This window comes from Modicisalibacter coralii (assembly GCF_004117855.1).
Classification (GTDB): Bacteria; Pseudomonadota; Gammaproteobacteria; order Pseudomonadales; family Halomonadaceae; genus Modicisalibacter; species Modicisalibacter coralii.
Genome location: NZ_QWBW01000058.1, coordinates 1 through 1,817 on the forward strand (window position 1 = coordinate 1; position 1,817 = coordinate 1,817).

The following is a 1,817-nucleotide window of genomic DNA, read 5'->3' on the forward strand; positions in this document are numbered from 1 at the left end:
CTACAGGAATGGGGCGGGCGCCACCAGAAGGGACTGGAGTCACGCCTGAAGCAGGCCCGCCTACCCTGGATCAAGACCCTGGAGCAGTTCGACTTCAGCTTCCAGCCCAGCATCGATCACAAGATCGTGCGCGAGCTGGCCGGCCTGGGCTTCGTCGAACGGGGCGACAACGTGGTGCTGCTCGGGCCACCCGGCGTGGGAAAAACCCACCTCGCTGTCGCCTTGGCCGTCAAGGCCGCCGAAGCCGGCCACCGCGTGCTGTTCATGACCCTGGATCGGCTGGTCGGCACGCTGATGCGCTCACGGCAGGAGAACCGCCTGGATCGGCAACTCCAGCAGTTGACCTACCCCAAGGTACTGGTGCTCGACGAGATGGGCTATCTGCCGATGACGCGCGAGGAGGCCAGTCTGTTCTTCCGCTTGATCAACCGGCGCTACGAGCGGGCCAGTACGATCCTCACCTCGAACAAATCGTTCATGGACTGGGGCGAGATCTTTGGTGACCAGGTCATTGCCACGGCGATCCTGGATCGACTGCTGCATCACTCGACCACCCTGAACATCAAAGGCGAAAGCTATCGACTGAAGGACAAACGACGAGCTGGCTTGGTGACCACACCTGCCACGAAGGAGGACGAGCCCTCACACGACCCTGAACCTGTTCCGATGAAAGAGTACTGATAAAAACCGGACAATCTGAAGTGATGAAATCCGGACAGACTTCAATGGCGTTGACAGAGGCGATCACTACCAGCGCGACCATCCCCGGACTCCAGGGCGCGGCGGCCCACTTGTTCTCCAGGAAGCTCCAGGGGGCCAGCAGCGAACGCCACGGCCAGGGGAAGTTGGGGATGCACCTGGGCTTGGGCAGGCTTTCCGGGCCCTCTTCCATATAGCGGCGGATGTACTCCCACAGCGCATAGAGTTCGTGATCGCTGCGCAGCGGCGCGCCGAGAAAGACTACATCGTGATACTCGGCACCGGTACGCTGCTTGAAGAAGAACAGCATCAGGATCTCGCGCTTGCGCTGCCTGGTCACCACCCGGTCGTCGGGATCGACCGAGGCCACCACATCGTCCCAGTCGTAGACCCGATTGCCACCGGCGAAGTTGGGCCGGTTGATGTAAATCTTGCGCGTCTTGCGATTGAAACGGACCACGATATGGCGCTGGACCAGACACTCCATACGGAATATCCAGAAGAGATAGATAAATGCCGCTGATCTTACCCAGCAATCGTGGACACCGATCTAAGCGATCATTCGGGCCTCGAAGACTTCCGGGCTGATCATCCCAATCGCACTGTGCCGGCGCTGCCGGTTGTAGTCCATCTCGATATACTCGAACACGTGCCGCCGCATGGCGTCCCGAGTCTCGAATCGCTCGCCATGGATCGCCTCGACCTTGAGGCTATGGAAGAAGCTCTCGGCACAGGCATTGTCGTAGCAGTTGCCCCTGGCACTCATGCTGCACTGGAGGTCGTGCCGGGTCAGCAGCGACGGGTACAGGGTCGAGCAGTACTGGCTGCCGCGGACGCCCTTCTAACCGTCAAGTGGCAATTTGCGCCTGGTTGATCTCTCGGCGACGATGGCGCAGCACATAGTATACCTCTCGGGCGATATAGCGTTTCAGGCAGCGAAGCGCTTCCAACTTGGAGTGCCCCTCCGCCACTCGACGTGAGACATACGCTTGGGTTGTCGCCTCCAGACGGAGTCGCCCGATGGCGATAATATGCAGCGCACTATTGGCGGCTCGGTCGCCACCCCGATTGAGTCGGTGGCGCTGCGTCTTGCCTGAGGAGGCTGGTATCGGGCTGAC

General features: G+C 60.6%; 3 protein-coding genes and 1 pseudogene. 1 reads left to right on the top strand and 3 read right to left on the bottom strand.

Features of this window, described 5'->3' with window-relative positions:
* Window positions 1-681 (top strand): IS21-like element helper ATPase IstB (gene istB / locus D0901_RS20715; RefSeq protein WP_129142186.1); only part of this gene is annotated, 681 nt, incomplete at its 5' end.
* Here the strand turns inward: istB and D0901_RS20720 are convergent.
* The 3 genes and pseudogenes from D0901_RS20720 to D0901_RS20730 all read right to left on the bottom strand — a co-directional run.
* Window positions 563-1,249, bottom strand: a complete 687-nt coding sequence (locus tag D0901_RS20720) for a DUF6708 domain-containing protein (protein ID WP_325051853.1) — start codon at window positions 1,247-1,249, stop codon at window positions 563-565. The genes istB and D0901_RS20720 overlap by 119 nt on opposite strands.
* A pseudogene (locus tag D0901_RS20725) lies at window positions 1,250-1,531 on the bottom strand (IS3 family transposase); the annotation flags it as partial.
* A gap of 16 nt (window positions 1,532-1,547) precedes the next feature.
* Window positions 1,548-1,817, bottom strand: a 270-nt coding sequence (locus tag D0901_RS20730; protein ID WP_162500936.1) for a transposase, incomplete at its 5' end; no start/stop codon positions are given.